Raw genomic sequence first — 1,211 nt, 5'->3', positions numbered from 1 at the left:
ATTCAGATTCTGAATGGCATCATGCAGTTGTAGAAGAAACCGAAGAATAAGGTGTTGAAAATAGGCATTACCGGGGTCGTACTGTGTTATGTCAATGTAGCTGAATATCAGGCGATCTTCTTCTGCAATGACGACGGTATTCCAGGAATGTTTTTTTAATGTCGAAAACATTTCGTTGATGAGGTAAACGTTTGCCAGTACGTCAGGAAACATTTGTTTCAGTTGAGCAAAAACAACCGTCCCCAATGCCGAGTATTTATCACAGTCGCCAATGCCCCTTCGCCAATATTCAGCTACTGAACAATCTATCGGGAAAGTCAGCTCCAGTTCTCCTTCATCCACTGATTCGTAGTGAAGCTTTTCTGAAACAATCTCCGCTGTCAGGTAGAGCAAATTATAAATCGTTGGGTTTTTTACACGTTTGGCTATGTCTTCAACGTACTTGAAAATCTCTTCCTGATCGTCGGTTGAAAAATGTCGCATAAATTCTTGCGAAATATCTCTGCCAGAAAATACTGTGTTAAGCCGGAAAAATAAAGCTTTTGGTAGAGGAACAGGCTCTTTTTTGCTCTGGTAGCCCGCAAGATTACCAAGGTGTTCAAACTCAAGACGGGTTGTGGGATATACAGTGCAGGTCCGTTCGTCAGAGATTAGAGATGGGTAGGTGTCCAGGTCAATGCCACGAAAGTAAAGAGATTTTGCATCTTGCAGGTTCAGGGTTACATCCATACTCAGGACTTTATGAAGAAAATCAGTAGGCACTTTTGAAACGTAGAGTTCTTTTAATTCATTGGTTGTTGAGGCGAGTCCCTTGTATCTGGGCAGATCTTCTATGGTTAGCCCCTTTTCCATTGTTTCTTGAAGCCAAACCTTCGAATAGTCAGAGTCAGCGTAGAAATAGTAGCCATTTTTGTATAAGGCGCTTGCAAGATCAGGAGGTATTCCATTTTTGAAGTAACTGGTCAAAATGTTGGCCTGGTCAACGCCGGCTTCGAGGTAGCTATTCGCCTTTTGGGGACTTAACCCTGCCTGTAGAATTTTTTCTATAAAAGCAGGTTCACCAGCCACACCGGGATGAAACGATGCAACGACTTCCGGAGTCATGTTACGCTGGGTAAATCTGTGAATGTCATACGGGCTGACCATTGGGGCTTTTTGAGAAAAAAGAAAGACTTCTTCTGCTGTGGTTCCCACCTCTGTGAGGCGCTCAA

The 1,211-nt window shown here is 43.2% G+C and carries 1 protein-coding gene; it reads right to left on the bottom strand.

Annotated features, from left to right (window positions below; genetic code table 11):
- Positions 1–1,146: hypothetical protein (locus tag KDK17_RS03040; protein WP_257287312.1), on the bottom strand; the 1,146-nt coding region annotated here is incomplete at its 3' end.
- Positions 1,147–1,211: the final 65 nt, after the last annotated feature.

This window comes from Endozoicomonas sp. SESOKO2, from assembly GCF_024606245.1.
Lineage (GTDB): Bacteria > Pseudomonadota > Gammaproteobacteria > Pseudomonadales > Endozoicomonadaceae > Endozoicomonas_A.
This window is presented reverse-complemented; position numbering and strand designations above follow the sequence as displayed.